The organism is Endozoicomonas gorgoniicola (assembly GCF_025562715.2).
GTDB classification, from domain to species: Bacteria; Pseudomonadota; Gammaproteobacteria; order Pseudomonadales; family Endozoicomonadaceae; genus Endozoicomonas_A; species Endozoicomonas_A gorgoniicola.
In genome coordinates, this window is record NZ_JAPFCC010000001.1 from 4,744,270 (window position 1) to 4,770,122 (window position 25,853).

Consider the following 25,853-nt stretch of genomic DNA (forward strand, 5'->3'; position numbering starts at 1 on the left):
TTGCATTGACATCCCTCCACTCCTGATTGGGGGGCAGCTACTGCTGCGTTTTATAGGGTTTGCCAGCATTTTTCGTGTATTTTCTTTAATCAACAGACTGAAAGTGGTATCAGTACCAGATCATGGCTCTGGCTATGATTCTGGATCAGGATCAGAATCTGAGTCTTGATCAGGGTCAGCATCAGGATCATAATCAGGATCATAATCAGGGTCAGAATCTGAGTCTTGATCAGCATCAGCATCAGCATCAGAATCAGGGTTTGAGTCTGAACTTGAATCTAACTCTTCATCACTGTAAGCATAGGGAGACATAGGTTCGGCTTCTACGAAGAAACTACGCCATGGGTTAGTCTTGCAAGCATTAAAAATTATTCTTTCCATGAGATTATTCAAAGCAGGGAGTAGCAGTTTTCTGCCCGCCTCTTGATCTTTATTGTACAGATGGAAAAGATAGTTTCTCTTCTTCCGGGTAGTATTGAGGTTAGTTATCAGTGTTTTTATCTGATCATCAGTGAGGTTGTTGATAAGTGAATCCCAGTTCGGAGCCAGTATCAAGTGAGTTGCCTTTGGACGATCGGCATACTGATCATTTGGGAGTGGAGTGCTCAGGAATCCGAAGCCTACGGCAGTAATGCTATTCCATGTGCAGTCTTCATCGGTAATAGCCAGTAAAAAGCAAAATCTGTCCGCTGGAGTATAAACATTATTTTCTGATATGCGTTTGTAGGCATTTGCGTTACAGGGAAGATGAAATTCACTTAAACCTTTCCAGTGAATAGTTGTTTGAGAGCGCTTTACAGTGAGAGCACTATATTGATAGCTGCCTTTCCAGAGATCAGAATACTGAAGATTTAACTCCTCTCTATAGTGGCTGGGGCTCTTCTGCTTTTGTAATGACTCATTCGTGATATGAATCAAAATCTTGGTTAGCAAATTCAGGCCAGCTGTTTTATCTTCATGAATATAGTCCATCAAACTTTTCGATTTTGATTTTTTGACATTTAAGTGAGTAACCAGATTTTTCATTGTTTGCTCATCCAGGCTTGTTATTAATGAATTCCAGTTGTTGGCCAGAAGCAAATCGGCATCTTTGAGATGACGGGTCAGATGCGATATTTCATGACCATGATGGTTCTGTAAAGAATGCAGATACCCGACTGCCCGCACAGTGGGTGTACCGTTTGATATACTGGATGTTGCTGCATAATCACTGTTTTCGGTAATAACGAAAAAAATATGATAATCCTCATGAACGTAATAGGGCTCAGCACTTTCGTATCTCTGATTATTCCCTCTATTGAAGGAGATAATATGGTAGGTTTGTTCACTGGTAAGGGGGTATCTGAACTCTCCAGTACCCCCTTCCTCAGGCACGCCATGACTGGCTATTTCGTCCGGCGCATAATACAAAAGGTCAAGGCCGGTATGTCCCTTAATCTTTGATGTGTCGTACTCTGTTGCGGGAAACAACAATTTCTCCAGATGGTGAAAGTGTTTATATAGATATTTATTTCTACGTATAACGGTTAAAAATGACCGCTGAGAAGAAAAGTCATCAATATGCCTGAAGATGTTTTCAGGTACCTGGTCTATGGCTATGGTATAAAAATCAGGATGGTTTCTGGGTACAACGACCGCACCGGCACCACTCGCCTCGAGTGGATCAAACTCCACTGCTTCAGGGGAGGTTGTTTGTGATTTCTTGTACCTACAGGGTTCATTGTTGCAAAGTGGGCAGAGTTTCCCATGAGTATGTGCATGTTTTCTTTTTTCAGGAGGTTCGTCCTCACCCTTATCCTCGCTATTTATTTTATTAGAACTCCCTGGTTGCTGCTGGTCTGATCCGGAAATGACTGAACGGCTTAGCCGAACCTCCCGGGTTGTGGAGGGGGAACCTTCATATTGTCTTTTTGGGTTATTATTTGGTATCTGCCTGCCGTCGTATTGATTTGAAAGGAAAGCCCGAAAGGTTTCCTGAAGTATCGAAAGACCGGTCAGGTAAGCAGGTAATACACCCATGTTAGATTGACAAAGTCTTTTACTGGCACCAGCGCAGGATAGTGGGCTGGCGAACACCAATTCATGGGAAAAGCAGGCACCGTTCAGAAAAATGGAAATAACCAGAAGCGCATTAAGTGTGAACATGTTTTTTTAACCACTACAGCTGGATGGTTCTTTACTATAAGAACAGAATCCACAGTTAAGATGATCAGGCCTTGTTTGCCAAGCCTGCGCATTGCATGACAAACCAAAAATGCGGGGCACGAATCAGATGCTTTGAAGCAGACTGAACGCAGTGGTCAGTGTAACCATCGACGCCCAGCCAGAACTATGCTGACGATGGATCAGCTGGCTGATGGCGTGAAGTATTGTCTTGAGACAGGATTGTCAGTGTCTGAATGAACCTGTTAATACCTGTCGGCCTGATAGTTTTAGTATATTCGGGCTCATTGGCGTCCATTTCGTTGAGGTCAAATAAGAGCTTTCCATAGGCATTACGTTCATCATCAGTCAGCTCTTCCTGAAACTGATTGTCATCAAGAATATGTTGAGCAAAGCCTTTCAAATTCTGCAGAGTTACTTTCAGTGCCGCTGTTTTATAGGGATTGCCGCTGTTTTCTGCTGATTTTCTTTTTTCTATTTCATTGTTGAACCAGTGAATGCTCTCTTTTTCACTTTGGTAAGTACCGTTTATATTCGTGTCACGAATGATTTTATATTCAACAGGTGGCTTTAAAAGCTCCTGATTTTGAGCTTTGGCCAGTGGTATGAAAAACGCTGCTAAAATGACTGCAGTTTTTATAAATTTTTCCATGTTGATATCCTTTTTAGGTTGGGGATTTAGAAAAGAAAAAAGTGGAATAGTTCCTTTTTTCTTCAGCTGTCATGGGAACCTCCGAGCTGTCTATTGGTCAAAGCCACAACTGCCGCTGAGGTTTGCTTTCAGGTAGACTCAGGCCCTTTTTTCATGATTGACCCCAGGCTTCCAGAGATTTATGGCGATTGATATCAATAATCCAGCTGAACTGCCCCCGGCTATTTGCCTGATGGGACCAACAGCGTCTGGCAAAACGGATCTGGCGATTCGTTTATCTGAGGTTCTGCCCTGTGAACTGATCAGCGTGGATTCCGCGCTGGTCTACAAAGGTATGGATATTGGAACCGCTAAACCGACGGCGGAAGAACAGGCCCGCGCGCCCCACCGCCTGATTGATATCAAAGACCCGTCTGAACCCTACTCGGCTGCCATGTTTCGTGAAGATGCTTTGCGTGAAATGGCTGAGATTACCGCCCGTGGCAAAATCCCGTTACTGGTTGGTGGCACCATGCTGTATTTCAAAATACTGCGGGATGGCATTGCTGAGCTGCCTTCAGCAGACCCGGAAGTGCGGAAACGCATTCTTCTGGAAGCCACCGAGAAAGGCTGGCCAGAACTGCACAGACGTTTGCAGGACGTTGATCCTGTAACGGCAGCGCGCTTAAAGCCCCGTGATGCCCAGCGTATTCAGCGGGCGCTGGAAGTGTACGACACAACCGGCAAACCGCTTTCAGTCTGGCACCAGGAGCAGGAAGATCAGCGTTTACCTTATCGACTGGTTAATCTCGCTATTGCTCCACAGGAACGTTCTGTTCTGCATGAACGGATTAAAATTCGTTTTGAACAGATGATTCAGAACGAATTTGAGGAAGAGGTTCGTGGATTATACGCACGGGGTGACCTTGACCCGTCACTGCCAGCGATTCGAGCCGTGGGGTATCGTCAGATGTGGAGTTACCTTGAAGGTGAAATGGACTTCGATGAAATGATTGAGCGGGGCATTATTGCGACCCGTCAGTTAGCCAAAAGACAGCTGACATGGCTGCGTGGCTGGTCAGATGTTGAGTGGCTGGACAGTTTATCGCCAGAGTTGCTCAATGATGCCTTGAAAGTGCTGAAAAGTGTTCGCATATATTAGATACTGATACGATTCCTTGTTCGCACTGATGCTGCAAATGGTTACAGAATGAACTGTTCCCTGGCGGATTGGCACGTAAGAACCTGCAATACTTTCTGCAGGTCCGGTTTGAGTAGCTAGTATTACCTATTGAAGGCAGTGCGGGGCATCGCTTACTGTTGCTCAGCATTTTTCTGGGCTGTACACAGATTGAACAATCAGGTACTGGCACTGCCGGTCGAGCGAATGGCTCACCTAAAAGTGAAACAAGGCTATTCAAAATCCGAGAATTAATAAGGAGTACAGAAATGTCAAAAGGGCATTCTCTACAAGACCCTTACCTTAATGTGCTGCGTAAAGAGCGCGTGCCGGTCTCCATTTACCTGGTAAATGGTATCAAGCTCCAGGGGCAGATCGAATCTTTCGATCAGTTCGTGATCCTTCTGAAGAACACTGTAAGCCAGATGGTTTACAAGCACGCTGTATCTACAGTAGTGCCGAGCCGTCCGGTTCGCCTGCCGATGCAAGGTTCTGATATGCCAGAGCACGAGCAGGAATAACTGACCTCAGCGAGCTGCTTTTTTTATCCCCTGGTTAACTTAAGGGGTGATGAATAAGCTTGAGGTACAAGCTGTTTCCTACACCAAAAGGCGCCTAGTGCGCCTTTTGGTGTTTCTGTATCTGACAAATAACGATCGCCGGGCTTCTGGTGGAGCATCTCAGGTGGTTGAAAACAGTAATTGATATTACTATGCACATCGGATTAAACCGATTTCAGGAGATAATCATTGTTTTTTGAACGCCATGAAGGTGGTGAAAATGCGATTCTTGTCCATCTGGATATGAGTGATGACAAGGAGCGTGAGGATCCTCACGAATTCAGGGAACTTGCCCGCTCTGCAGCCATTTCTGAAATTGATTTTGTGACGGTCAGCAGCAACAAGCCTTCGCCACGCTATTTTATCGGGCAGGGAAAAGTAGAAGAAATTAAGCAGCTGGTTACACTGCACAAAGCCGACGTGGTGCTTTTCAACCACGCACTCTCCCCCAGTCAGGAACGTAACCTTGAAAAAGAATTTGAGTGCAAGGTCGTTGACCGCACCGGCCTGATTCTGGATATCTTTGCCCAGCGGGCAAGAACCTTTGAAGGTAAACTGCAGGTCGAGCTGGCTCAGCTGCAGCACCTCAGTACGCGACTCGTAAGGGGCTGGACTCACCTTGAACGACAGAAAGGTGGTATTGGTCTCAGAGGGCCGGGTGAAACCCAGCTGGAAACCGACCGCCGGCTGCTGCGGGTTCGTATCAAAAGCATCACCAAACGACTGGATAAAGTTCGCAAACAGCGTGACCAGGGCAGGCGTTACCGCAAGCGTGCGGAGGTGCCGCTGGTCTCTCTGGTAGGCTATACCAACGCCGGTAAATCGACGCTGTTTAATGCCCTGACTGAATCTGATGTGTATGCGCAGGACCAGCTGTTTGCAACGCTGGACCCGACTCTGCGCCGCCTGGATTTGCCGGACGTTGGAGAATCTGTACTCGCCGATACCGTTGGTTTTATCCGTCATTTGCCGCATAAACTGGTGGAAGCGTTCAGGGCAACGCTGGAAGAAACGGCTCAGGCCGACCTGCTTTTACACGTTATTGACGCACATGACCCTGAAAGGCTTGATAATATCAAGCAGGTGCATGACGTGCTGGAAGAGATCAACGCAGACGAAGTGCCAAGACTTCAGGTTTACAACAAGATCGATCTGCTGGAAAACGTAGAACCGAAAATTCAGCGTGATGATCAGGGAAAGCCCGTCAGAGTCTGGGTGTCTGCGATGCAGGGTGAAGGTCTGGAGCTGGTTCTTCAGGCAGTGGCGGAGTTGCTGGGTGAAGACCTGGTGCAGGGTACATTGCGGCTGGAACCACACCAGGGCAAAGTCAGGTCTCGACTTTATCAGCTAGGTGCGATTCAATCAGAAGAGTATGCTGATACAGGGGAGTTGTTGTTGAACATTCGTTTACCACGACATGATTTCGACAGAATTTCCAAACAGGAAGGATTGCAAAAGGGCTGTCTGGTTGAGCGTTAAGTGCTCAGATTGCGTAAATTGAGACCAATATGTTGATCTGTGTAGTGGACAATACCGATTCGGCTTGCGCTTTTTGCTACACAAACTCTACAATCTGGCTCAGAACGATAAACAGCCTTGAGCAAAAGAGCATGAGTAAAGAAAAGCTGCTTTTATCACCTGTGATGAAAATAGCCTGTTCTCAGGTAGGTAGCTCCGACCTAATAACTTATTGCACGCTGAATGACCGTTCTTTTTTGTGAGAAAACTGATACTGATCGCTTGCTCAATGGATCGGTAAACTGGTTTTCCCGCGTAATGACGTGGTTTCAACAGACGTTGCAGCCGAATAGATACTGACTCTACGGAGACATATATGGCCTGGAACGAGCCGGGTGGAAATAACCAGGATCCTTGGGGTGGTGGTAATAAAGGGAAGAATCAGGGTCCTCCTGATTTGGACGACGCTTTACGTAAGCTTCAGGATAAACTGAACTCACTCTTTGGTGGTGGCAAAAGTGGAGGAAACTCCGGAGGAGGTAGTTCGGCTTCTTCGGGCTCTTCATCAGGGATGTTTATCGGTGTTCTGATACTGGCCGCTGTGGCTTATATCTGGAATGCCGTTTATACCGTTGACGAAAAAGAGCGCGCTGTTATTTTGCGCTTTGGTCAATATCATCAGACCGTTGAGCCGGGCCTGCATATCTATTTCCCGCCTTTCGAAACAAAGTATCAGGAAAAAGTTACAGAACTTCGTACCTACAACCTGCGGCAGCAAATGCTGACGGAAGACGAAAACATTGTTGAAGTGTCGATGTCCGTTCAGTACAACATTGGCGATGTTAAGTCCTATGTTCTTAACGTAGCCAAACCCCTGGTCAGTCTGGAAGAAGCGTCTCAGAGTGCTTTGCGTCACGTTGTCGGCAGCTCCGAGATGTACCAGGTGTTGACTGAAGGTCGTGAAACCATGGGCGTAGAGGTGCGCAAGCGCCTGCAGGACTATCAGGATGCTTATGGTACTGGCCTGAAGATCAACAAGGTGAACATCGAGAGCGCCCAGCCTCCGAAAGAGGTGCAGGCTGCATTTGACGATGTAATCCGTGCCCGTGAAGATGAACAGCGTGCGAAAAACCGTGCCGACGCTTATGCCAATAAAGTAGTTCCGGAAGCTCGTGGTCAGGCTCAGCGTGAGCTGGAAGAGGCCAACGCTTATCGTGATGAACTGGTAGCCCGGGCAGAAGGTGAAGCGGATCGTTTTGTTAAACTGCTGAACGAATATCATCGTGAACCGAATGTGACCCGTGAACGTCTGTATCTGGAAACCATGGAAAGCGTTCTGGGCACAACCAGCAAGGTTCTGGTGGATGTTGAAGGCGGTAATAACATGATGTATCTGCCACTGGATCGTCTGAATCAGCCCCGATCTGCCAATCAGAGTACTGATGGTTCATCTGCCCTGACACAGCAGGATTTGAACAACATCGCTAATCAGGTAACAGAGGAGCTGAACCGGCGAGTGAGTAGTGCGCGTAGCAGCAGCGGGAGGACTGTACGATGAGTCAGAAAGGTTTCAGCGCCCTTGTCGTTGGTCTGGTTGCCCTGATCGTTGCATGGGGCAGCCTGTATGTAATCAATGAGCGTGAGCGGGCAGTGCAGTTACGTTTTGGTCAGCTGGTTAAAGATGATATCCAGCCCGGCCTGCATATCAAGATTCCGTTTGTGGATAATGTGCGGGTATTTGATGCCCGTCTGCAGAATCTGGAAGTGCCTTCCGAGCGTTTCCTGACTCTGGAACAGAAAGCGGTTATCGTAGACTCCTACATCAAGTGGCGTATTGACGACGTTAGTCGTTTCTACCGTGCCACTGCCGGTGACCTGTTCCGAGCCAACACTCTGTTGTCTCAGCGTGCGGAATCCCGTATGCGGAACAAGTTTGGTGCCCTGACCCTGAATGAAGTGGTATCCGGTCAGCGTGACCAGCTGATGAGCGAAATCACTAATGAGCTGAACTCTGTTGCCCGTGATGAGCTGGGTGTGACCGTGGTGGATGTCCGGGTTAAGAAAATTGATCTGCCTCCCCAGGTAAGTGACTCGGTTTATGAGCGTATGTCTTCTGAGCGGGATAAAGAAGCTCAGGAATATCGCTCTAAAGGTCTGGAGATGGCGGAAGGTATTCGTGCGAACGCTGACCGTGAACAGCGGGTCATTATGGCGAATGCTTACCGGGATGCGGAAATGATCCGGGGTGACGGCGATGCGAAAGCCGCAGAGATTTATGCCAAGGCATTCCGTCAGGACCCTGAGTTCTACGCCTTTACCCGTAGCCTGGAAGCCTATCGTAAGTCCTTTAACAGCTCTGGTGACATGATGCTGCTGGAGCCTGACAGTGACTTCTTTAACTATCTGAACAATAAGTCAGGTAAGTAAGATCGAGGTTGGGGGGAGTGCCATTCTTGCCATACAGGGTTATGCCCTGATGCTGAAAGTGGTGCTTTACTGGTAATAAATCAATCACTGGCAGTGAAACCTTGCGCTGCCGGTGGTAATATACCAAAAACCGGGTTTCGCCCGGTTTTTTCGTGTATGAGGTTTACACGTGGAATTTGGTAAGCAATTGCTCGTTGCCGTCAGCCTGATGCTGGTGCTGGAAGGTATTCTTCCTTTCCTTTATCCACAGCGCTGGCGCAATCTGGTCGCAAAACTCTCAGACATTGATGACCGGCAGCTGCGCATGGCGGGTTTTATCAGCATGTTGGCTGGCGTGGTTTTGCTGACACTCGTTAGCTAGTTTCAGACATTGTCCGTAAATAATCTGTACCTGCAGACAGATTATTTACAAACACTGCCTGAAATAAGCTAACAAGAGAGGCTGTTATGACCGTCGCCGATCGCTGGCTGTTGCCAGACGGGATTGAAGAAATTTTGCCGCCCCGGGCTCGCAGAGCAGAAGCTTTGCGCCGGGAAATGCTGGATTTATTTGATTGCTGGGGTTATGACCTGGTTATCCCTCCACATCTGGAGTTTCTTGAATCACTAACGGCTGGCGTTGATCACGACCTCGAGCTGCAAACTTTCAAGGTGACGGACCTGATGACTGGTCGCACCATGGGATTGCGGGCAGATACCACGCCTGCGGTAGCCCGCATTGATGCGCACAGCCTGACGGATGATGGTCCGGTAAGACTTTGCTACGCAGGCAGCGTCTTTCATGCCCGGCCTGCGTCGCTGGGTGCATCCCGTGCACCCATTCAGCTGGGTGCTGAGTTGTACGGTCATACGGGGCAGGAAAGCGATATTGAAGTGATTTCCCTGATGCTGGAAACACTTGGTGTCGTGGGCATGGACTCCCCCAATCTGGATCTTGGGCATGTGCAGATTTACCGTGTGCTGGTAGCCAGTGCCGGACTGGACAAGGATCAGGAACAGCTGTTGTTTGATGCTTTGCAGCGCAAGGCGACCTGTGAAGTCGAAGAACTGCTGGCACGCTGGTGTGTAGATGCTGATGTGGTGCCTCTGTTCATGGCTTTAACCGGGCTTTCAGGTAAGGTGGATGTCATCGCAAAAGCCAGAAGTGTTCTGGCTAATGCACCTGTGGAAGTGTTCGAAGCGCTGGATGCGCTGGAAAATATTGCGCAAACCATTACCCGGCAGTACCCGAAAGTGAACCTTTATCTGGATTTGGGAGAGCTGCGTGGTTACCACTACCATACGGGCGTTGTGTTTGCTGCTTATGTTCCCGAACATGGACAGGCGATTGCTAAAGGCGGTCGTTATGATGGCGTGGGCAGGATGTTTGGTCGAGCTCGTCCAGCGACAGGTTTCAGTACTGATCTGAAAGCCCTGCTGGATTTTAAACCGTGTGTCGTTGAATCACGGGCAATCATTTTTGCACCGGCTGATGCGGATTCCGCCGTTGTTCGGAAGCTGCGTCAGCAGGGCCTGCGGGTAATCATTGAGTTACCGGGGCAAAAGACAGACGCGGTAAGCTCTGGCTGTAATCAGCAGCTGGTTTGCCGTGACGGAGACTGGCAGGTTGAATCTATATAGGTCACCACAGTCACTATTTGCTGTATGCAGTCAACACTTGTCGTACGACAGTATGGCTGTTTTGTTATGAATTAAAGAGACCGTATCATGGGTAAGACTGTTGTCGTACTGGGCACCCAGTGGGGTGATGAAGGCAAAGGTAAAATCGTTGATCTGCTCACCGAGCAGGCTGAAGCGGTAGTACGCTTTCAGGGTGGACATAATGCTGGCCACACCCTGGTGATTGATGGCGAAAAAACCGTTCTGCACCTGATTCCATCCGGAATCCTGCGTGAGGGCGTTGTGTGCTACATCGGTAACGGTGTTGTACTGTCCCCTGAAGCTCTGCTGAAAGAAATCCACATGCTGGAAGAAGGCGGTGTACCTGTGCGTGAGCGCATGAAGATCAGCCCTTCCTGCCCTCTGATCCTGCCTTATCACGTTGCACTGGATCAGGCTCGTGAAGCTGCGCGTGGTAAAGCCAAAATCGGTACTACAGGTCGTGGTATCGGTCCGGCTTACGAAGACAAAGTCGCTCGTCGTTGCCTGCGTGTCGCTGACCTGCTGCACCCTGAGCGTTTCGCCCAGAAACTGAAAGAAGTGATGGAATACCACAACTTCGCACTGCAGCACTACTACAAGGCTGAGCCGGTCGACTACCAGAAAGTACTGGACGAAGCTCTGGCTATGGGCAAGGACATTGCGCCAATGGTTGATCGTGTGGTTGACCGTATCCACGAACACCACGGCAAAGGCGATAACATCCTGTTCGAAGGTGCGCAGGGTTCCCTGCTGGACATCGACCACGGCACCTATCCGTTCGTAACGTCTTCTAACACCACTGCGGGTGGCGTTTCTACCGGTAGCGGCTTTGGCCCTCTGTATCTGGACTATGTGCTGGGTATCACCAAGGCATACACCACTCGTGTAGGTTCCGGTCCATTCCCGACTGAACTGTTCGATGAAGTGGGTGCGCACCTGGCCAAACAGGGTAACGAGTTTGGTGCAACCACCGGTCGTCCACGTCGTTGTGGCTGGTTTGATGCGGTAGCACTGCGTCAGTCTGTACAGATCAACTCTGTATCCGGTCTCTGCCTGACCAAGCTGGACGTACTGGATGGTCTGGAAACCATCAAGATCTGTACCGGCTACAAAAACGCTGAAGGTGAGTCTATCACGACTCCGGTTGATGCCGATGAGTACGAAGCGCTGGAACCAGTGTACGAAGAAGTACCGGGCTGGTCTGAGTCTACCTTTGGTGCGAAGAACCTGGATGACCTGCCAGAAAACGCCCGTGCTTATATCCGTCGTCTGGAAGAAGTGGTTGGCACGCCAATCGATATCGTTTCTACCGGCCCTGATCGTGTAGAGACCATCATCCTGAACCAGCCATTTGGCTAAGTTTTGCGATAACTTCGCATTGTTTGCCGGGTTGATCTGGCAAGCAATGCGAGATTGCAGACAGCTTTTCTTCTTTTTTTCGTCTTTCTTTCTGTGTTGTTCTACTTCGACACAATTTTCGTAATACGGTTACAGCTGTGCCCGGTCGCTTATAGCCTCTGATAGTAGCTTGTCGTGTTAACAAAGTATTTATTCAAATTCTGCTCCGCACGAACGATCCTGAAGGCATCGGCAACGTATTCGGGCATTTGCAGTGAAAGTGCCAGATAAAGTCCGCGTATTGCATATTTTAAACCGTGGTTGATCAGGAATTTATAACCTGCATGTTGAGTTTTTTTGTTGAGCTTAAACAAGAGCTTTTGCAATTGGACTGTGTCTTTGATGCTTAGTTTGTTCAAGATCGTTTTAAGCAAACGGCTGAGGCTGGGTCGATGGCTTGCCAGTGTGAGAAAACTGTTAAAAGCCTCTTTAAACTTTGGTTGGAATGCTTTGCCCTGTGTCTTTGGACTGACAAGGAATGGCTTTGGTGTTTTTATTCTACCAGGCTGACTACGAACCTGAGGAACTGCCTGTCGATGGTATATCGAAGTTTCCACGGATAACTGGGCGTCATCATCGAGACTGTGCTCTTCCGCCTCCACGTTATCATCCGCTTTATCACCTGTGTTAGCCAGATTGCCGTTAGCTGCCAGCAATAAACTCATCACTTCAAAATTTATCATGATGCTTTCCCTTTTGTTGATTTTTAGAGCAGCATGCCGTTGACACTCATAAAAAGCAGTAACAAAAGCGTTAGTTCTTCTGACTATCTTTGAATATAAGCCATTTGGCTGAGTATTTAGCGTTGTAATTTATATCGCGCAAGGGCGGCTTCAGGTTACACTAAAACTATGCTTAAACATCAATTCCGTATACAACACCCAGCCGTTATGTTTCACACTACGTTCTGTTCCCAATGCCAAGAGGTTAAATAACCGCATGTCCAAAGGGTGGAAAGATACCGACCCACAGGCGGCTCAAGAGGCATCCCGCTATGCCACGCCGATTCCCAGCAGACTTTTTATCATGGAACTCCTTGATCAGCGGGGGGCTCCTGCCAGTCATAAGGCATTGTGTGCAGAGCTGAAAATCACCGAGCCAGAACAGCGTGAGGCCCTGCTGTTTCGTCTCAAGGCTATGATTCGTGACGGACAGTTGCACGAAACCCGCAAAGGCACCTTTGGCCTGCTCAGTAAAATGGACCTGATTAAAGGTCGGGTTCAGGGCAATAAAGACGGCTTTGGCTTCCTGATTCCTGATGACGGATCTGAAGACCTGTACCTTTCCTGGCGGGAAATGCGGCAGTTGTTTGATGGTGATCGCGCTGTTGTACGGGAAACGGGCGTTGACCGCCGTGGTCGTCGGGAAGGGCAGGTCATAGAGGTTCTGGAGCGTAACACCACCCAGCTGGTGGGAAGGTATTACGAAGAATCCGGTTCCAGTATTGTTGTGCCTGAAAATTCCCGTATTGGTCGTGAAATTCTGGTTAAGCCCGGTTCCATTATGCCTTCTCAGGGGCAGTATGTTCTGCTGGAAATCATTGAGCAACCGGGTCGACGCACGCAGCCGATGGGTTTGGTCAAGCAGATTCTCGGAGAGCGTCAGGACGCAGGCATGGAAGTCGATGTGGCGGTTCACACCCACGGCATTCCCCGGGAATGGCCACCGGAAGTGGAAGAACAAATCGCTGGCTTTAAGTCAGAAGTAGCAGAAAAGGATAAACGACACCGGGTTGACTTACGGGAAGTGCCGTTTGTTACCATTGATGGCGAAGATGCCCGCGATTTTGACGATGCGGTGTTCTGTGAAACCAAAAAAAGTGGTGGCTGGCGTCTTTATGTGGCCATTGCAGATGTGTCCCATTACGTAAGACCCGGTTCGGCGCTTGATAAAGAAGCTCATAACCGGGGGACATCGGTATACTTTCCCGGTACGGTTATTCCGATGTTGCCGGAAATTCTATCCAACGGTTTATGCTCTCTGAACCCTGAGGTGGATCGACTGGCCATGGTCTGTGAAATGACCATCAGCGGCAGAGGCAAGATTTCAGGCTATAAATTTTATGAAGGTCTGATCCGTTCCCATGCCCGACTGACTTACAACCAGGTCTGGTCAATGCTCGACAGCCCACTGTCTGATGAAGGAAAGGCGAATCGACAGCAACGCAAGGCTCTGGTTCGCCATATTGAAGAGCTGTACAACCTGTTCAAAGTGTTTAAACAGGTGCGGGCGACTCGTGGAACCATTGATTTTGAAACCGTTGAAACCCAGATTGTTTTTGGTCGCAACCGTAAGATCGATAAAATTGTGCCTGCGGTTCGCAATGATGCCCATAAGGTTATCGAAGAATGCATGCTGGCTGCTAATGTGTGCGCAGCTCGTTTTCTTGAGAAACACGGTGTTCCGGGTTTGTACCGTGTTCACGAAGGGCCAACACTGGAAAAACGACTGAACCTGAATATGTTTCTGGGTAGTCTGGGGCTGTCGGTTCCACAGGGCAAAATTAAACCGGCTGATTTACAGGCTCTGCTGGAAGACGTCAGAGACCGGCCTGATTTTCAGGTGATTCAGACCATGGTGTTGCGCTCAATGAGCCAGGCGGTTTACACGTCGGATAACAAAGGGCATTTTGGTCTGGCGTTTAATGCCTATGCACACTTTACTTCACCGATTCGTCGTTATCCGGATTTGCTGGTGCATCGTGCGATTCGTCATATTGTCCGTTCGCCGGTTTCCAGTCGTCATGTGACCCGTGTCGGTGCCAGGGATATGAATCGCAAGACGATTTACCCTTACGACGATGCCCGGGTTGAAGCCATGGGTGAACACTGCTCAACAACCGAGCGCCGGGCGGATGAGGCGACCCGGGATGCCATGGACTGGCTGAAGTGTGAGTACATGCAGCAGCACATTGGTCAGACTTATACGGGCGTGGTATCAGCCGTTACCGGCTTTGGCCTGTTTGTGGCACTGGAAGATATTTTTGTGGAGGGTCTGGTACACGTCACCAGTCTTCCGGGTGACTATTACCACTACGACAATGTTCACCAGTGTCTGCGTGGTGAGCGTACCGGCCGACGCTTTGGTCTTGGGGATGAGCTGGAAATCATCGTCAGCAATGTCAACATGGAAGATAAAAAGGTGGACTTTGGACTGGCAGACGGCGCACCACTAAAGCCTCGGAAGCCTCGCAACAGCCGTAAAACCGGATCAAGAAAAGCAGGTGGTAAACAGTTAGCCAGTGTCGCCAAAAGCCGTGCTGCCAAAAAAGCACTGATGGAAGCGGCCAAAGATGATGAAAAGGGAAAAAAGGGTGGCAAGAGACGTAAGCCACCCAAAGGGCAGAAAAAGGGCAGAAATGCAGCCAAATCCAAATCGGCCAGAAATAAATCAAAAGGTGATACCAGTCCGTCACAGGCTAAGCCAAAGGGGCGTCAGCCAAGGAAACGTAAGGCCTCCTCATAATGTCAGAGCCACGCCTTGTTTGTGAAAAAAAGTAACGAGCCGGATGCGGTCATTCCGCACGGCCCCGCTTTGAGAAGGGGCTAGCCCGGGTGACTGGGCAGGTCTACTCACAGACCCCTATCACTTGGCAGCTCCCAATTCAATCAGGTTGTCCATTACTGCTTCTGGTGCATGTGATCTGCTTTTGTGCTTAATGACGACCCCAATAATGACAAGTGCCGAAATTGCAACGCCCGTTATGACAGAAACCGCAACCCCCCAGCCTGGAATTACATCAGACGATGACGAAGCGGCAGGGGATTTTTTATGGTGCATGTAGTTTTGAAGGCCTAGAGAGATTTCCAGCATTCGGATATGCCGACTACCCTCTTCAAGATCAGCGTGACCAACTGCCAGATAGGCTTTATCACCCTTAAAAAACGGACGAATAAACTGTGTTGCCGAGGTCTTGAATGTGGTGTTGAAATGATTGATGTTGACCTGGTTTTCATAAGTGACAATAGACACTTGTCCATTACTGTTGTAAATCAGGGCGTGCAAATAATGTTCCGTAGTCATCAGCCTGACGGTTGAAAACGAACCAGGAGTGCTTAAAGGGTAATCCATTATATCATCAATAATAAAAGTACCATCCATCTGACCATTGTCAGTTGCGAACCGGCGAATGGAGAGCTTCTTACTCTCGGGGCTGACCACGGCAACATAGACCCAGTCTTTTTCCATCAGGATGTCCTGCTGACTGTTGTCAGTGTCGGTGGTGATCATTATCTCTTCACCATTGTCTCCAAAAGCGGCAGTGGGGGTTAGTAGTTTACTGTCGTACTGTCTGATAAATACAGGATAGGGTGCATCTCCATTGTTCCTGATGCCGGTTACATAAAGGTATTCACTATCTGGTGAGACCCTTAGACGAAGTGCTTCCTCCTCATCCTTAAGTTCGTCGCTGCTTTTAAAAAATGTGAGTCGTTGTTGGTGGTAACGGCCAACAAATACGGCGTTGTCCATTTTTCCTGTTAAATACATGACACCCTGATGGTGAGCGGTGTCATTAATTTGAACATTTTCAGGGAATACGTTGCTAGGTACGTTGAATTGTGCCTGGCTCTTCCGGGCAGTACTTAGCGGGAACTCGAGCAGAACTGTTTTTCCTGACTGTGGCGTTACAACGAGGTAGAGGTGAGAGCCTGTCGTTTCGTGAATGACCTGCCCTGCCAGAGAGAGGTAGGACTCCATTATTCCGGAGTGGCTGGCAGAGGTTGTGTAAGTCACAATGCCGCACAGACCAAATTGTTCATCCAGTTCAGAGCCCTTATAGCGTGCCAGAACAACCTCTTCGGAAGACGACTCAGGCTGAATGATGACGTATATCTGCTGGTTTGTCGGGTCATACGTTTGAAAGAGTGGTGTGCCTTCTGGTGGTGGGCAGTTATCCGATGGGCTGGGTGGATGGGTTGTGGGGGATATACTGTGGGGCAATTCTGTATACGATGATGAAGGTTTAGCCTGTAGTCTGGCCGTAGAGGTAGAGGGTGATATTTCAAAAGCTGTTAAAGTGGCTGATGGTGACTCTGAACCGGAAAAAGTGCTGGTTTCAGAAGCAGTGACCAATTCGCTGGTTGACGCAGGCTGAACCAGCAGCGCTCCCGTGGTTGCAGTGGGCTGAGCCAGCAGCGCTCCCGTGGTTGAAGTAGGCTGAGCCAGCAGCGCTCCCGTGGTTGAAGTAGGCTGAACCTGCAGAGCCCCCGTGGTTGCAGTAGGCTGAACCTGCAGAGCTCCCGTGGTTGAAGTGGGCTGAACCAGCAGAGCTCCCGTGGTTGAAGTAGGCTGAACCTTCAGAGCTCCCGTGGTTGAAGTAGGCTGAACCAGCAGCGCTCCCGTGGTTGAAGTGGGCTGAGCCAGCAGAGCTTCCGTGGTTGAAGTAGGCTGAACCTTCAGAGCTCCCGTGGTTGACGGTCGTGCAGATGACGATGGTATAGCTGACGGAGTTGGTGTGATGTCCTTTTCATCGCTGCAGGCAAATCCCCCCGGTGTGCAATCAATTCCGGCAAGTAATGTTTGCGGTTTGGAGAAACCTTTTAGAAAAGGTAAATATCCATCCGGGCTATTCCAGATAGTACGATTGAAAGAGGTGGCAGTTGAAGCACCACCGGGGTCTGCAAACTCATTCAGGGCTGCCGGAAACTGGTTGTTTCTCTGCTTGCTACCATTTATTCGGGAAAGTTCACGGTAGGGGGTATTAATGCCTTTGGGTATCGGCAGCTGCGACGCTTCACCTGCATTCCAGACAGTGCCGCTCAAACCGTTTAAGCCTGATTTGAGAGTACTTTTCGATAGTGTTCTGACACCCATATTTTGTCCATTAGCAGGATCAGAATCATCCTTATACTCTGTGAAAGTATTCAGGTTATTCACAATACGACCTGCTTCGTAAACTCTTGCAACGACCGGGCTTTCAGAGCTGCTTGGGCCTTGCGCCTCAACCGAGCCCGTATTGACATTGTTGTAAACCGAAGCCCCACGGGTGGCAAATCCGGAAATACCACCGACGTGACCGTTAGTTCCTTTCGTTATGATTACTCCGGTATTAAGGTTGTCATGAATGCTTCCACCTTTAGCTTCTCCGTTAATACCTCCACTATATGCCTGCCAGCCTTCAGTAGTGACAGTTCCGGCATTTACATTTTCACTAACAGAAGCGTTGTTTACTTGCCCTGTTATTCCACCCGTGTGCCCCCTCCAATCCTTTGTAGAAATGCTACCTGTATTGAGGTTTTTGCTGACCAGAGTTCGTTTTTGGGTCAACCCCACTATTCCGCCACTTTCTCCACCTTCTTTACCGTAGTCACCGTGATAAGGTATCAAATGGTCTGAGGAAATTTTTCCGGTGTTCAGGTTGTATAATATTCTGGCCGTTTCTGCTTCTCCCACAATCCCTCCGGAATGTTCGGTAAAGCCAACGTTAACCTCACCTGTATTCATATTATTGTTAGCAACGCTATTACTTTTCAGTGCTCCGACAATGCCTCCGGCAGGCGAGGAATGTAAGTTTCTGGAAACTATTCTGCCGGTATTCAGGTCATTTGAAATCGAAGATTTCTGATCTGCCGACCCTGCAATGCCCCCAGCGCTGGCACCTCCAGTTGTGGTAACAGTTCCGGTGTTCAAACTATCGCGTATGATGCTGTTATCAGAAACTTTGCCTGCGATACCACCGGCATGACTGAGAAAGCCGGTCGTTTTGATGGTTCCGGCAGAACTGACAATCGCTTCAATCCTGCTGCGTTTCATCTCTCCGGCAAGAGCACCTGCCGGGCTTGATTTTCCAGAACTGGTGACTTCTGGCTGGTTTAGCAGAATCTGCCTGATAGTGCTGTCCTGCAGTGATCCGAACAACCCCGAGGCAGTGTTATCTGCCGACGTTGACACGCTGAGGCCTGAAATAACGTGGTAGTTGCCATCCAGATTTACAGAAAACGGAATGGAGCCATTACCAACAGGTTTCCAGGGAGTAAGCCGGGTCAGGTCAATATCACTGACTAATTGATAGCTGCCTTCGACAGGATGATCGGCATTCAGATATTGATTGAAATTATTACTGTCTAGCTGAATAACACTGGCCCAACCGCTCCAGTTTGGAATGCCAACGATAAGTAAGAATGCAATGGCCTTTTTGTTGATAATCAGGCTTTGCCAGTTCTGATGTTTTATCAGCTTTTTACTCATTGAAGTCTCACCTGCAAAAAATAATAACAACAATTCGCATTACAATTTATAGCTGATTTTTACTGAGAGTCTATTTGAACAGTTGATACAGCAGCTACAGCAATACAGAACCAATGTATTTACTGCTAACAGACCTGAGGCAACTTACCGTGTTAGTATCCCTGCTTTTCTTTTTATCGCCGTTAAATGGCTGCATGATGTTTCCTTCCTGGTTCAGGTTTTTCAAATCGCATTGGCTGAATGTCTAAGCCATCTGAGCAGTAAGGTTTTTCACAGGATTGAACGATTCCCATGAATGATGATGTTGTTTTTGGCCTGCACGCAGTGCAGAGCCTGTTTGAGCACTCGCCGGAAAAAGTGCTGGAACTGATGATTCAGAAAGGCCGGACAGACAAGCGGATCAATCAGCTGGTTGAAGACGCTCGTCGTCAGGGCGTGACCGTACGTTTTGTAGAACGTAACCGACTGGATGGCAGAGTGGATGGCGGTGTGCATCAGGGAATTGTTGCCCGTGTTGCACAGGCAAAAGTCTATCGTGAAGGTGACCTTGAAGACCTGCTGGACAATCTGGAGGAGCCGCCTTTTCTGTTGATTCTGGATGGCGTCACTGATCCTCATAATCTGGGTGCCTGTCTGCGTACGGCTGACGCTGCCGGTGTGCATGCCATGATTACCCCCAGAGACAAATCAGCCAGTCTGAACGCCACCGCCAGAAAAGTGGCCTGTGGCGCTGCGGACAATGTGCCACTGGTTCAGGTGACCAACCTGGCTCGTACCATGGAGTGGCTGAAAGAGCGCGGTGTCTGGATGATTGGCACTGCTGGCGAAAGTGCTGGCAATGTCTATGAAGCAGACCTTAAAGGCCCTATGGCCCTGGTGATGGGGGCGGAAGGCAAGGGGATGCGCCGCCTGACCAGAGATAAATGCGACTCTCTGGTGTTTATTCCCATGGCGGGCACTGTCAGCAGCCTGAACGTATCGGTGGCTACCGGTGTTTGTCTGTTTGAAGCCGTGCGACAGAGGTCTTAAGTAGCAAGAGCGCAGTCATCGAGCTGCGCTCTTTCTGTTTTTTTCTTGCATTCACATAAGTTACTGCTAAATAACAGGAGCGGTTTTCGCATCACATAAATTATTAAATTAAGACCTGAATAAGGAGCTGTTGTGAAATATTGTCACATTTCTTTTGCTGCCTGTTTTATGTCCTTATCGTCTTTGGCTTTCAGTGGTATTTATCCAGCCCTGCCTGATGTTGGTGTGAGTGCTCAAGTCAGGGAATGTAGTGATTTCTTTTCAGGTGCCTGTCTTTCCATAAAAAAGCAAATTAGTTTAAGAGTTGTTTACCCTCAATTATTTAACGAGGCTGAGAGCAACCGGTTTTTAGTCAGTGCGCCTGATAATAATCTCCACCTTATTGTCCAAGAGGACAATACTGACCAGTACTCACTTCATTTTATTGACAGACCCAAAAGCCAATCAGTGTTTCAGGAGAAACTCAGCCCCTATTTTCGAAACCTGAAACGTATTGCCAGATCAAATGTCAGGATAAAATACACCCCCGTGAATAACGCCCTGACTTTTATCCACCCGGAAGGTTCTGTCGCTATTACTGTTGATGGCTTTTACTCCGATTTAAACAAGAAAGCCGTTATTGCCACTATGCTTTCCGAGAAGGCAATTGCTGTAATGAACATTGTTGCTGAAGCGATCAGCTCTGATGCAGCGGTTAATCCGGATACAGTGCTCAGTACGAATAAAAATAGCGACAGAGTCCCGGAAAGTGACAAGGGTGATTTTCTGGAAGCTTACGAGGGGCATTATGTCTTTCATCCATATTCTGAACTTTTTTATTCATCGCCTGATCACGGGCTCTCCCTTGAAAGGGTAACTATCGAGAACGCAAAGTTTGAAAATAAGGCGTATGAGTACTCTCTGGGCGATGCATACAAGCTCAGCTTTTTAGATTTCGGTCAAGCTGTGATCAAACCCATTGGCGATGTTCATAATGAAGGAGAGCCGACGGATGGGAAAGACTATCAATATAGAAACAAGGAAACACTGAAAAAAACCAAAAAAAGGGGTGCGTCAGGAGACTCCACTTCAAAACAACAGAGGGAGAAAGGGTCGGGAGCCAGAGGGGCATCTTCCGGTGGCGATGGCGACGGTCCTCCCAGAAAGAACAAGCCAAAAAAGCATATCCCTGATGACTACAATGCACCTGAGAAAACACTTGAAGAAATTGATAGTGATATCGAGTCTTTGATTAAGGAGATTAAGGAAACCAATCAAAGGCTGGCACTCCTCAGTTCCCGGAAAGGGGTAGCTACGGGTAGTTCAGCGAGTGCTATGGATAATCCTGCAAGCCTGAAAGCCCAAATTAAGGATCTGAATCAGCAACTACAGCTTGCACGTACACACAAGAGAGAGCTTGAAAGCAAAGCTATGGCAACCTCTCGTGCTCCTAAAGGCAATGAGTCGAAGGCATCGACCTCGCGTAATGAAAGGCGCCCGGCACTTGGGAGGAGAAAGTCTCTGGACGATGATTACGACAACCCCTACGACGATTAGGCCTGTCTTGCATTTTAAAAGAGCTGCTGTCAGGGCAATGTAGCGTATGCACTTACCTCCCGGTGACCGATCCTGCTTGCAACCATGGTCACAGTTCTCTAAAATTCCGGCTCTTTGTATGCTGGGCTAAGTGTGCAGAGTTCTGGTGGCTTTCGGGTTGTCAGAACTTAGTACATTCGTCCAACTCCTTGCCTTACCGCACTTTTTGCTGGCTACTGGCTATCTGAAAAGTGAACGGGAGGCTGTTTAACCCGTAAGGAGCAAATAATGCGTCATTACGAAATTGTTTTCCTGGTTCACCCAGACCAGAGCGAGCAAGTACCAGCGATGGTAGAGCGTTACACCCGCGCTATCTCCGAAAATGGCGGTCAGGTACACCGTCTGGAAGATTGGGGCCGTCGTCAGCTGGCTTACCCAATCAACAAAATCCACAAAGCTCATTATGTTCTGATGAACATTGAGTGTGGCAACGAAATCCTGAGCGAGCTGACTGATAACTTCCGTTACAACGATGCCGTTATCCGTAACATGGTTATCCGTCGTGACGAAGCGATCACTGAAGCTTCCATCATGATGCAGGCTGAAGAGAAGCGTGACCGTCGTGACGACCGTCGCGAAGATCGCCGCGACGATCGTCGTGAAGAGCGTCGTGAAGAGCGTCGTGAAGAGCGTCGTGAAGAAGCTCCAGCTGCTGAAGAAGCGCCAGCTGCAGAAGCTGCTGAATAATCATTACTCGCTTAATTTAAGGAGACGTTGTCATGGCACGTTTTTTCCGTCGCAGGAAGTTTTGCCGTTTCACCGCTGAAGGCGTGAAAGAGATCGATTACAAAGATCTGAACACCCTGAAAGCCTACATTTCTGAAACTGGTAAGATCGTACCTAGCCGTATTACCGGTACTAAGGCTCGTTACCAGCGTCAGCTGGCTACTGCTATCAAACGCGCTCGTTACGTGGCACTGCTGCCATTCACTGATCGTCACTGATATCCGGTAATTGGAACTAAGGTATAGCTAATGCGTGGACTGGCAAATTATGCAATGCGTGGCCCCGGACAGGCACTGTTTTTGGCCGTGTTGTTTGCCAGCATCCCAATGTTGTTCTGGCTCAGTTCAGCCGTTATTGCCCTGGTGATACTGCGACGCGGTATTAACCATGGTCTGAAACTGCTGATGTGGGCTCTGCTTCCGGCAATAGGCTGGGCAGCGGCTGGTCAGTTCAACGTGATAACAGGTCTGCTGGCGACTACGCTACTGGCCTGTACATTACGCCAGACGGTTTCCTGGCCGAAGACTCTCCTGGCGCTGGTTCCGATTGGGGGAGCAATGGCTCTTTCACTGTTCCAGCTGGCACCGCAGCAAATCGCTCTGCTCACCGAGGCAGTGATGGGTCTTCTTATGAAGATTCTGCCGGGGCAGGGTGCAGAGAGCACGGTCGACATAGGAACTCAGCTGAAACCGTTAGTTGAGTACGGCGTGGTAGGTATGCTTGCCTGGTTTACCCTGGCCAGCAGTGTGTTGTCGCTGGTTCTGGCGCGAGCCTGGCAGTCGACGTTATACAACCCGGGCGGATTCGGTGAAGAATTCCGCCGGGTGATACTACCACCTGTTGCCAGCATTGCATTGCTGGCCCTGACTCTGGGTGGATCAGCCCTGTCACCTGTGCTGACAGCGTTGATTCCAATAGCTTCGCTGCCACTGTTTATTGCAGGTATTGCCCTCGTACACGGGCTGGTAAACCTGAAACAGCTGGGAAGCTTCTGGCTGGTAGGCATGTATGTGTTGCTGATTTTAGTCACGCAACTGGCATACCCGGTTATTGTTTTGACCGCTTGTTTTGATAGCGTGTTTGATTTCCGTCGAAGGGCGGCAAACCGAAGCGCACAGAACGGGCCAAAATAAAGGTAAGAGGTTAGCGATGGACGTTATCCTGCTTGAGAAAATCGCCAATCTGGGCGACCTGGGCGACAAGGTAACCGTTAAGTCTGGTTACGGTCGTAACTTCCTGATTCCATTCAGCAAGGCTGTTCCAGCAACTAAAGACAACGTAGCTGCTTTCAAAGCTCGTCGTACTGAACTGGAAAAAGCAGCTTCCGAGAAGCTGGCTGGTGCTGAGAAGCGCGCTGCTGAAATGGCAGAAATCGAACTGACCCTGACTGCTAAAGCAGGCGACGAAGGTAAACTGTTCGGTTCTATCGGTCCTCGCGACCTGGCTGAAGCCATCACCTCTGCTGGTGTTGCTGTTGCCAAGAGCGAAATCCGTATGCCAGAAGGTCCTATTCGCGCAACTGGCGAATACGACGTGGCTATCCAGCTGCACACTGACGTTGCTGCTGCTATCAAGGTATTCATTGAGGCTGAGTAATTTCAGAGTCAATAATACTTGATGAAAAATGCCCGCAGGTTTCTGCGGGCATTTTTTTTGCTTGTAGAGAAAAAGATGCACATGAAATATTTCTTTCATGTGTTAGTCACCCATCTGACACATAGCTGTCGTTTAATAATTCCCGTCACGATAACTCTGAAGCAGACAATAACAACGTAGATTTCTCTACTTATAGAAATAACAAAGGTGGGAAACCATGAGCAAAGAGATTTCTGATCCAACGATTTATAACACCAGCCAAAATAAACCAATGTCGTCTGTATTGGATGCCGAGCTGAGCCGGCGTGGTATTTTACAGGGCGGATTCGGCCTTGCGGCGATGGGTTTTTTATCAGGTATGGGACTCGCTGGCTGTAAACTGAATTCTTCTGATGACGATGATGTGACACCCCCGGCTGAATTAAAGCTGGGCTTTGATTCTATCCCCGGTGCCAAACTGGACGCAGTGGCTGTAGCTGCCGGATACAGCGCACAGGTTCTGGCTCCCTGGGGAACACCACTAAACAGTCAGGCTAACCCGTGGAAAAACGACGGAAGCAATACGTCACAGGATCAGCTGAATGCGGTGGGAATGCATCACGATGGCATGCACTTTTTTCCTCTGAACGGCAGCGATACGGAAGGTCTGTTGTGTATTAACCATGAGTACATTGACCAGAGTGCGTTGCATCCGAATGGTGCTACCGAGGTCGCTGGTAAGCGTTCGACAGAAGAAGTTCGTAAGGAAATCAATGCCCATGGTATTTCTGTGGTGCATATCAGGCTGGTCGATGGGGTCTGGGATGTAGTGACCGACAGCTCTTATAATCGTCGTATCACTTCTGCGACCGAAATGGATGTGACAGGCCCTATTGCAGGCAGTGGTTTGCTGGTTACTAAATACACGACAGGTCGCGGCGTTGAAAATATTGCCAGGGGTACCAACAACAACTGCGGTAATGGTTATACGCCCTGGGGCACCTACCTGACCTGTGAAGAGAACTGGCCTTATGTTTTTGTGAATAAAGGCACACAGGACACCGGTCAGGCAAGAATGGGTATTCCGACATCCGCTACCCGTTATGGCTGGGAAACCGCAGATAATGGTTTATACGACGAGTTTGCCCGGTTTGATGTCACGCCTTCAGGAGCCAATGCCACGGAAGACTTCCGCAACGAAGCCAATGGGCATGGTTATATTGTCGAAATCGATCCTTATAACCCTGCCTCCCGCCCGGTTAAACGCACAGCCCTGGGGCGCTTCCGTCATGAGGATGTCACTTTTGGCAAGCTGGAAAAAGGCAAACCTGTGGTTTTTTACACAGGGCATGATGGGCGCTTTGAGTATATCTACAAATATGTGTCGACTAAGTTGTGGGATCCTGCGGATGCCAGCCGGACTGACCGACTTCGTGTTGGGTCAGAATATATGGATGATGGCATTCTGTTCGTTGCCCGGTTTAATGAAGAGGGTAAAGGTTCCTGGATTCCTTTGCTGGAGAGTACGGTAACGACATCGGGGCAGACCCTGAAAGAAGTGGTAGGTTCGCAGGCGGAGATTATTCTGAATTGTCCATGGGCAGGTGATGCAGTTGGAGCAACGCCAATGGATCGCCCGGAGTGGACTGCGGTAGACCCCGCTACCGGCCTGGTTTATGTGACACTGACCAATAACACCAATCGCACAGACGCTAATACCCCTAACCCAAGAACAAACAATAAATTTGGTCATATCATTCGCTGGCAGGAAGGTGCTGTGGCGACGGAGTTTACCTGGGATTTCTTTGTCTTTGGCTCGCCAGCCAGTGGTGACAGTGTCACCAATCGGTCTGGTTTGACGGCTCGTAATGAATTTGCCAGCCCGGATGGTCTGGCCTTCGATAGTCGCGGCATTCTCTGGGTTCAGACCGATAATGGTGCTGAAGAGGTGGCGGAAAACACCAACGACCAGATGTTGGCGGTTATTCCCTCCAGACTGAATAAGGCTGACTCGGGTGAGCCTGTGATTGATGGCAGCAATCAGGATCAGCTGCGGCGGTTTTTTGTTGGCCCCAATGGCTGCGAAGTAACAGGGCTTGCCTTTACCGGAGATAACAAAAACTTCTTTGTGAATATTCAGCATCCATCAAACTGGCCTTACAGCATCAATGCGGCTGAAGAGACACCTGCCGGAGTATCGGTAAGGCCAAGGGCGTCAACCGTGGTTATTATGAAGAACGATGGTGGGGAAATCGGTGTTTGAACACTACCTGCAAATGGTTAAATCAATAAAGCCCGGATG

General features: G+C 49.0%; 20 protein-coding genes. 16 read left to right on the forward strand and 4 right to left on the reverse strand.

What is annotated here, in order from left to right:
- Positions 1 to 132 precede the first annotated feature (132 nt).
- A complete protein-coding gene (locus tag NX722_RS21275) occupies positions 133 to 2,145 on the reverse strand; it encodes a hypothetical protein (RefSeq protein WP_262564876.1) in 2,013 nt (670 codons plus the stop codon).
- A 184-nt stretch (positions 2,146 to 2,329) separates the two neighbouring features.
- Positions 2,330 to 2,815: a hypothetical protein gene (locus tag NX722_RS21280; protein WP_262564877.1), complete on the reverse strand. Its 486-nt coding sequence runs from the start codon at positions 2,813 to 2,815 to the stop codon at positions 2,330 to 2,332.
- A 181-nt stretch (positions 2,816 to 2,996) separates the two neighbouring features.
- Here NX722_RS21280 and miaA point away from each other — a divergent pair, with 181 nt between their 5' ends.
- The 8 genes from miaA (at position 2,997) to NX722_RS21320 (ending at position 11,419) form a co-directional block, all read left to right on the forward strand.
- Positions 2,997 to 3,956: a tRNA (adenosine(37)-N6)-dimethylallyltransferase MiaA gene (gene miaA / locus NX722_RS21285; RefSeq protein WP_262564879.1), complete on the forward strand. Its 960-nt coding sequence runs from the start codon at positions 2,997 to 2,999 to the stop codon at positions 3,954 to 3,956.
- A 287-nt stretch (positions 3,957 to 4,243) separates the two neighbouring features.
- Positions 4,244 to 4,495: an RNA chaperone Hfq gene (gene hfq / locus NX722_RS21290; protein ID WP_034879339.1), complete on the forward strand. Its 252-nt coding sequence runs from the start codon at positions 4,244 to 4,246 to the stop codon at positions 4,493 to 4,495.
- 228 nt (positions 4,496 to 4,723) lie between these two features.
- Complete coding sequence (gene hflX / locus NX722_RS21295; RefSeq protein WP_262564881.1) at positions 4,724 to 6,013, forward strand: ribosome rescue GTPase HflX; 1,290 nt, start codon at positions 4,724 to 4,726, stop codon at positions 6,011 to 6,013.
- 355 nt (positions 6,014 to 6,368) lie between these two features.
- A complete protein-coding gene (gene hflK, locus NX722_RS21300; protein ID WP_262564882.1) occupies positions 6,369 to 7,550 on the forward strand; it encodes an FtsH protease activity modulator HflK in 1,182 nt (393 codons plus the stop codon).
- Positions 7,547 to 8,419 (forward strand): protease modulator HflC, encoded by an 873-nt coding sequence (gene hflC, locus NX722_RS21305; RefSeq protein ID WP_262564884.1) that lies wholly within the window; start codon positions 7,547 to 7,549, stop codon positions 8,417 to 8,419. Before hflK ends, hflC begins: the two co-directional genes overlap by 4 nt.
- 169 nt (positions 8,420 to 8,588) lie before the next feature.
- Positions 8,589 to 8,780, forward strand: a complete 192-nt coding sequence (locus NX722_RS21310) for a DUF2065 domain-containing protein (RefSeq protein WP_262564885.1) — start codon at positions 8,589 to 8,591, stop codon at positions 8,778 to 8,780.
- Between the two features lie 86 nt (positions 8,781 to 8,866).
- Positions 8,867 to 10,039, forward strand: coding sequence for an ATP phosphoribosyltransferase regulatory subunit (locus NX722_RS21315; protein ID WP_262564886.1), 1,173 nt, complete (start codon positions 8,867 to 8,869; stop codon positions 10,037 to 10,039).
- A gap of 87 nt (positions 10,040 to 10,126) precedes the next feature.
- Positions 10,127 to 11,419 (forward strand): adenylosuccinate synthase, encoded by a 1,293-nt coding sequence (locus tag NX722_RS21320; protein ID WP_262564888.1) that lies wholly within the window; start codon positions 10,127 to 10,129, stop codon positions 11,417 to 11,419.
- A 149-nt stretch (positions 11,420 to 11,568) separates the two neighbouring features.
- Here the strand turns inward: NX722_RS21320 and NX722_RS21325 are convergent, their stop codons facing one another.
- A complete protein-coding gene (locus tag NX722_RS21325) occupies positions 11,569 to 12,141 on the reverse strand; it encodes a hypothetical protein (protein WP_262564890.1) in 573 nt (190 codons plus the stop codon).
- A gap of 256 nt (positions 12,142 to 12,397) precedes the next feature.
- Between NX722_RS21325 and rnr the strand changes: the two genes are divergently transcribed.
- Entirely contained in the window at positions 12,398 to 14,923 is a 2,526-nt protein-coding gene (rnr, locus tag NX722_RS21330) for a ribonuclease R (protein ID WP_262564891.1), read from the forward strand.
- A gap of 120 nt (positions 14,924 to 15,043) precedes the next feature.
- Here the strand turns inward: rnr and NX722_RS21335 are convergent, their stop codons facing one another.
- Positions 15,044 to 18,646 (reverse strand): hypothetical protein, encoded by a 3,603-nt coding sequence (locus NX722_RS21335; protein ID WP_262564892.1) that lies wholly within the window; start codon positions 18,644 to 18,646, stop codon positions 15,044 to 15,046.
- Positions 18,647 to 18,937: 291 nt separating this feature from the next.
- On the opposite strand from NX722_RS21335, the gene rlmB reads away from it, so the two are divergent.
- The 7 genes from rlmB to NX722_RS21370 all read left to right on the forward strand — a co-directional run bounded on the left by rlmB (position 18,938) and on the right by NX722_RS21370 (position 25,814).
- On the forward strand, positions 18,938 to 19,675 hold the full coding sequence (gene rlmB, locus NX722_RS21340) for a 23S rRNA (guanosine(2251)-2'-O)-methyltransferase RlmB (RefSeq protein WP_262564893.1): 738 nt from the start codon (positions 18,938 to 18,940) through the stop codon (positions 19,673 to 19,675).
- A 132-nt stretch (positions 19,676 to 19,807) separates the two neighbouring features.
- Positions 19,808 to 21,211: a hypothetical protein gene (locus NX722_RS21345; protein ID WP_262564895.1), complete on the forward strand. Its 1,404-nt coding sequence runs from the start codon at positions 19,808 to 19,810 to the stop codon at positions 21,209 to 21,211.
- Between the two features lie 267 nt (positions 21,212 to 21,478).
- The gene (gene rpsF, locus NX722_RS21350; protein WP_262564897.1) at positions 21,479 to 21,937 is read left to right on the forward strand and encodes a 30S ribosomal protein S6; all 459 of its coding nucleotides are present in this window, start codon (positions 21,479 to 21,481) and stop codon (positions 21,935 to 21,937) included.
- A gap of 32 nt (positions 21,938 to 21,969) precedes the next feature.
- Positions 21,970 to 22,194 (forward strand): 30S ribosomal protein S18, encoded by a 225-nt coding sequence (gene rpsR / locus NX722_RS21355; protein WP_262564899.1) that lies wholly within the window; start codon positions 21,970 to 21,972, stop codon positions 22,192 to 22,194.
- 30 nt (positions 22,195 to 22,224) lie between these two features.
- On the forward strand, positions 22,225 to 23,109 hold the full coding sequence (locus NX722_RS21360) for a YybS family protein (RefSeq protein ID WP_262564901.1): 885 nt from the start codon (positions 22,225 to 22,227) through the stop codon (positions 23,107 to 23,109).
- Positions 23,110 to 23,125: 16 nt separating this feature from the next.
- On the forward strand, positions 23,126 to 23,572 hold the full coding sequence (rplI, locus tag NX722_RS21365) for a 50S ribosomal protein L9 (RefSeq protein WP_262564903.1): 447 nt from the start codon (positions 23,126 to 23,128) through the stop codon (positions 23,570 to 23,572).
- 217 nt (positions 23,573 to 23,789) lie between these two features.
- The gene (locus NX722_RS21370; protein ID WP_262564905.1) at positions 23,790 to 25,814 is read left to right on the forward strand and encodes a PhoX family protein; all 2,025 of its coding nucleotides are present in this window, start codon (positions 23,790 to 23,792) and stop codon (positions 25,812 to 25,814) included.
- Positions 25,815 to 25,853 lie beyond the last annotated feature (39 nt).

Excerpts from the sequence above, each read along its gene's own strand:
- NX722_RS21275 (WP_262564876.1), bottom strand. The coding sequence starts at position 2,145 with ATGTTCACACTTAATGCGCTTCTGGTTATTTCCATTTTTCTGAACGGT.
- NX722_RS21280 (WP_262564877.1), bottom strand. The coding sequence starts at position 2,815 with ATGGAAAAATTTATAAAAACTGCAGTCATTTTAGCAGCGTTTTTCATA.
- miaA (WP_262564879.1), top strand. The coding sequence starts at position 2,997 with ATGGCGATTGATATCAATAATCCAGCTGAACTGCCCCCGGCTATTTGC.
- hfq (WP_034879339.1), top strand. The coding sequence starts at position 4,244 with ATGTCAAAAGGGCATTCTCTACAAGACCCTTACCTTAATGTGCTGCGT.
- hflK (WP_262564882.1), top strand. The coding sequence starts at position 6,369 with ATGGCCTGGAACGAGCCGGGTGGAAATAACCAGGATCCTTGGGGTGGT.
- hflC (WP_262564884.1), top strand. The coding sequence starts at position 7,547 with ATGAGTCAGAAAGGTTTCAGCGCCCTTGTCGTTGGTCTGGTTGCCCTG.
- NX722_RS21315 (WP_262564886.1), top strand. The coding sequence starts at position 8,867 with ATGACCGTCGCCGATCGCTGGCTGTTGCCAGACGGGATTGAAGAAATT.
- NX722_RS21320 (WP_262564888.1), top strand. The coding sequence starts at position 10,127 with ATGGGTAAGACTGTTGTCGTACTGGGCACCCAGTGGGGTGATGAAGGC.
- NX722_RS21325 (WP_262564890.1), bottom strand. The coding sequence starts at position 12,141 with ATGATAAATTTTGAAGTGATGAGTTTATTGCTGGCAGCTAACGGCAAT.
- rnr (WP_262564891.1), top strand. The coding sequence starts at position 12,398 with ATGTCCAAAGGGTGGAAAGATACCGACCCACAGGCGGCTCAAGAGGCA.
- NX722_RS21335 (WP_262564892.1), bottom strand. The coding sequence starts at position 18,646 with ATGAGTAAAAAGCTGATAAAACATCAGAACTGGCAAAGCCTGATTATC.
- rlmB (WP_262564893.1), top strand. The coding sequence starts at position 18,938 with ATGAATGATGATGTTGTTTTTGGCCTGCACGCAGTGCAGAGCCTGTTT.
- rpsF (WP_262564897.1), top strand. The coding sequence starts at position 21,479 with ATGCGTCATTACGAAATTGTTTTCCTGGTTCACCCAGACCAGAGCGAG.
- rpsR (WP_262564899.1), top strand. The coding sequence starts at position 21,970 with ATGGCACGTTTTTTCCGTCGCAGGAAGTTTTGCCGTTTCACCGCTGAA.
- NX722_RS21360 (WP_262564901.1), top strand. The coding sequence starts at position 22,225 with ATGCGTGGACTGGCAAATTATGCAATGCGTGGCCCCGGACAGGCACTG.
- rplI (WP_262564903.1), top strand. The coding sequence starts at position 23,126 with ATGGACGTTATCCTGCTTGAGAAAATCGCCAATCTGGGCGACCTGGGC.
- NX722_RS21370 (WP_262564905.1), top strand. The coding sequence starts at position 23,790 with ATGAGCAAAGAGATTTCTGATCCAACGATTTATAACACCAGCCAAAAT.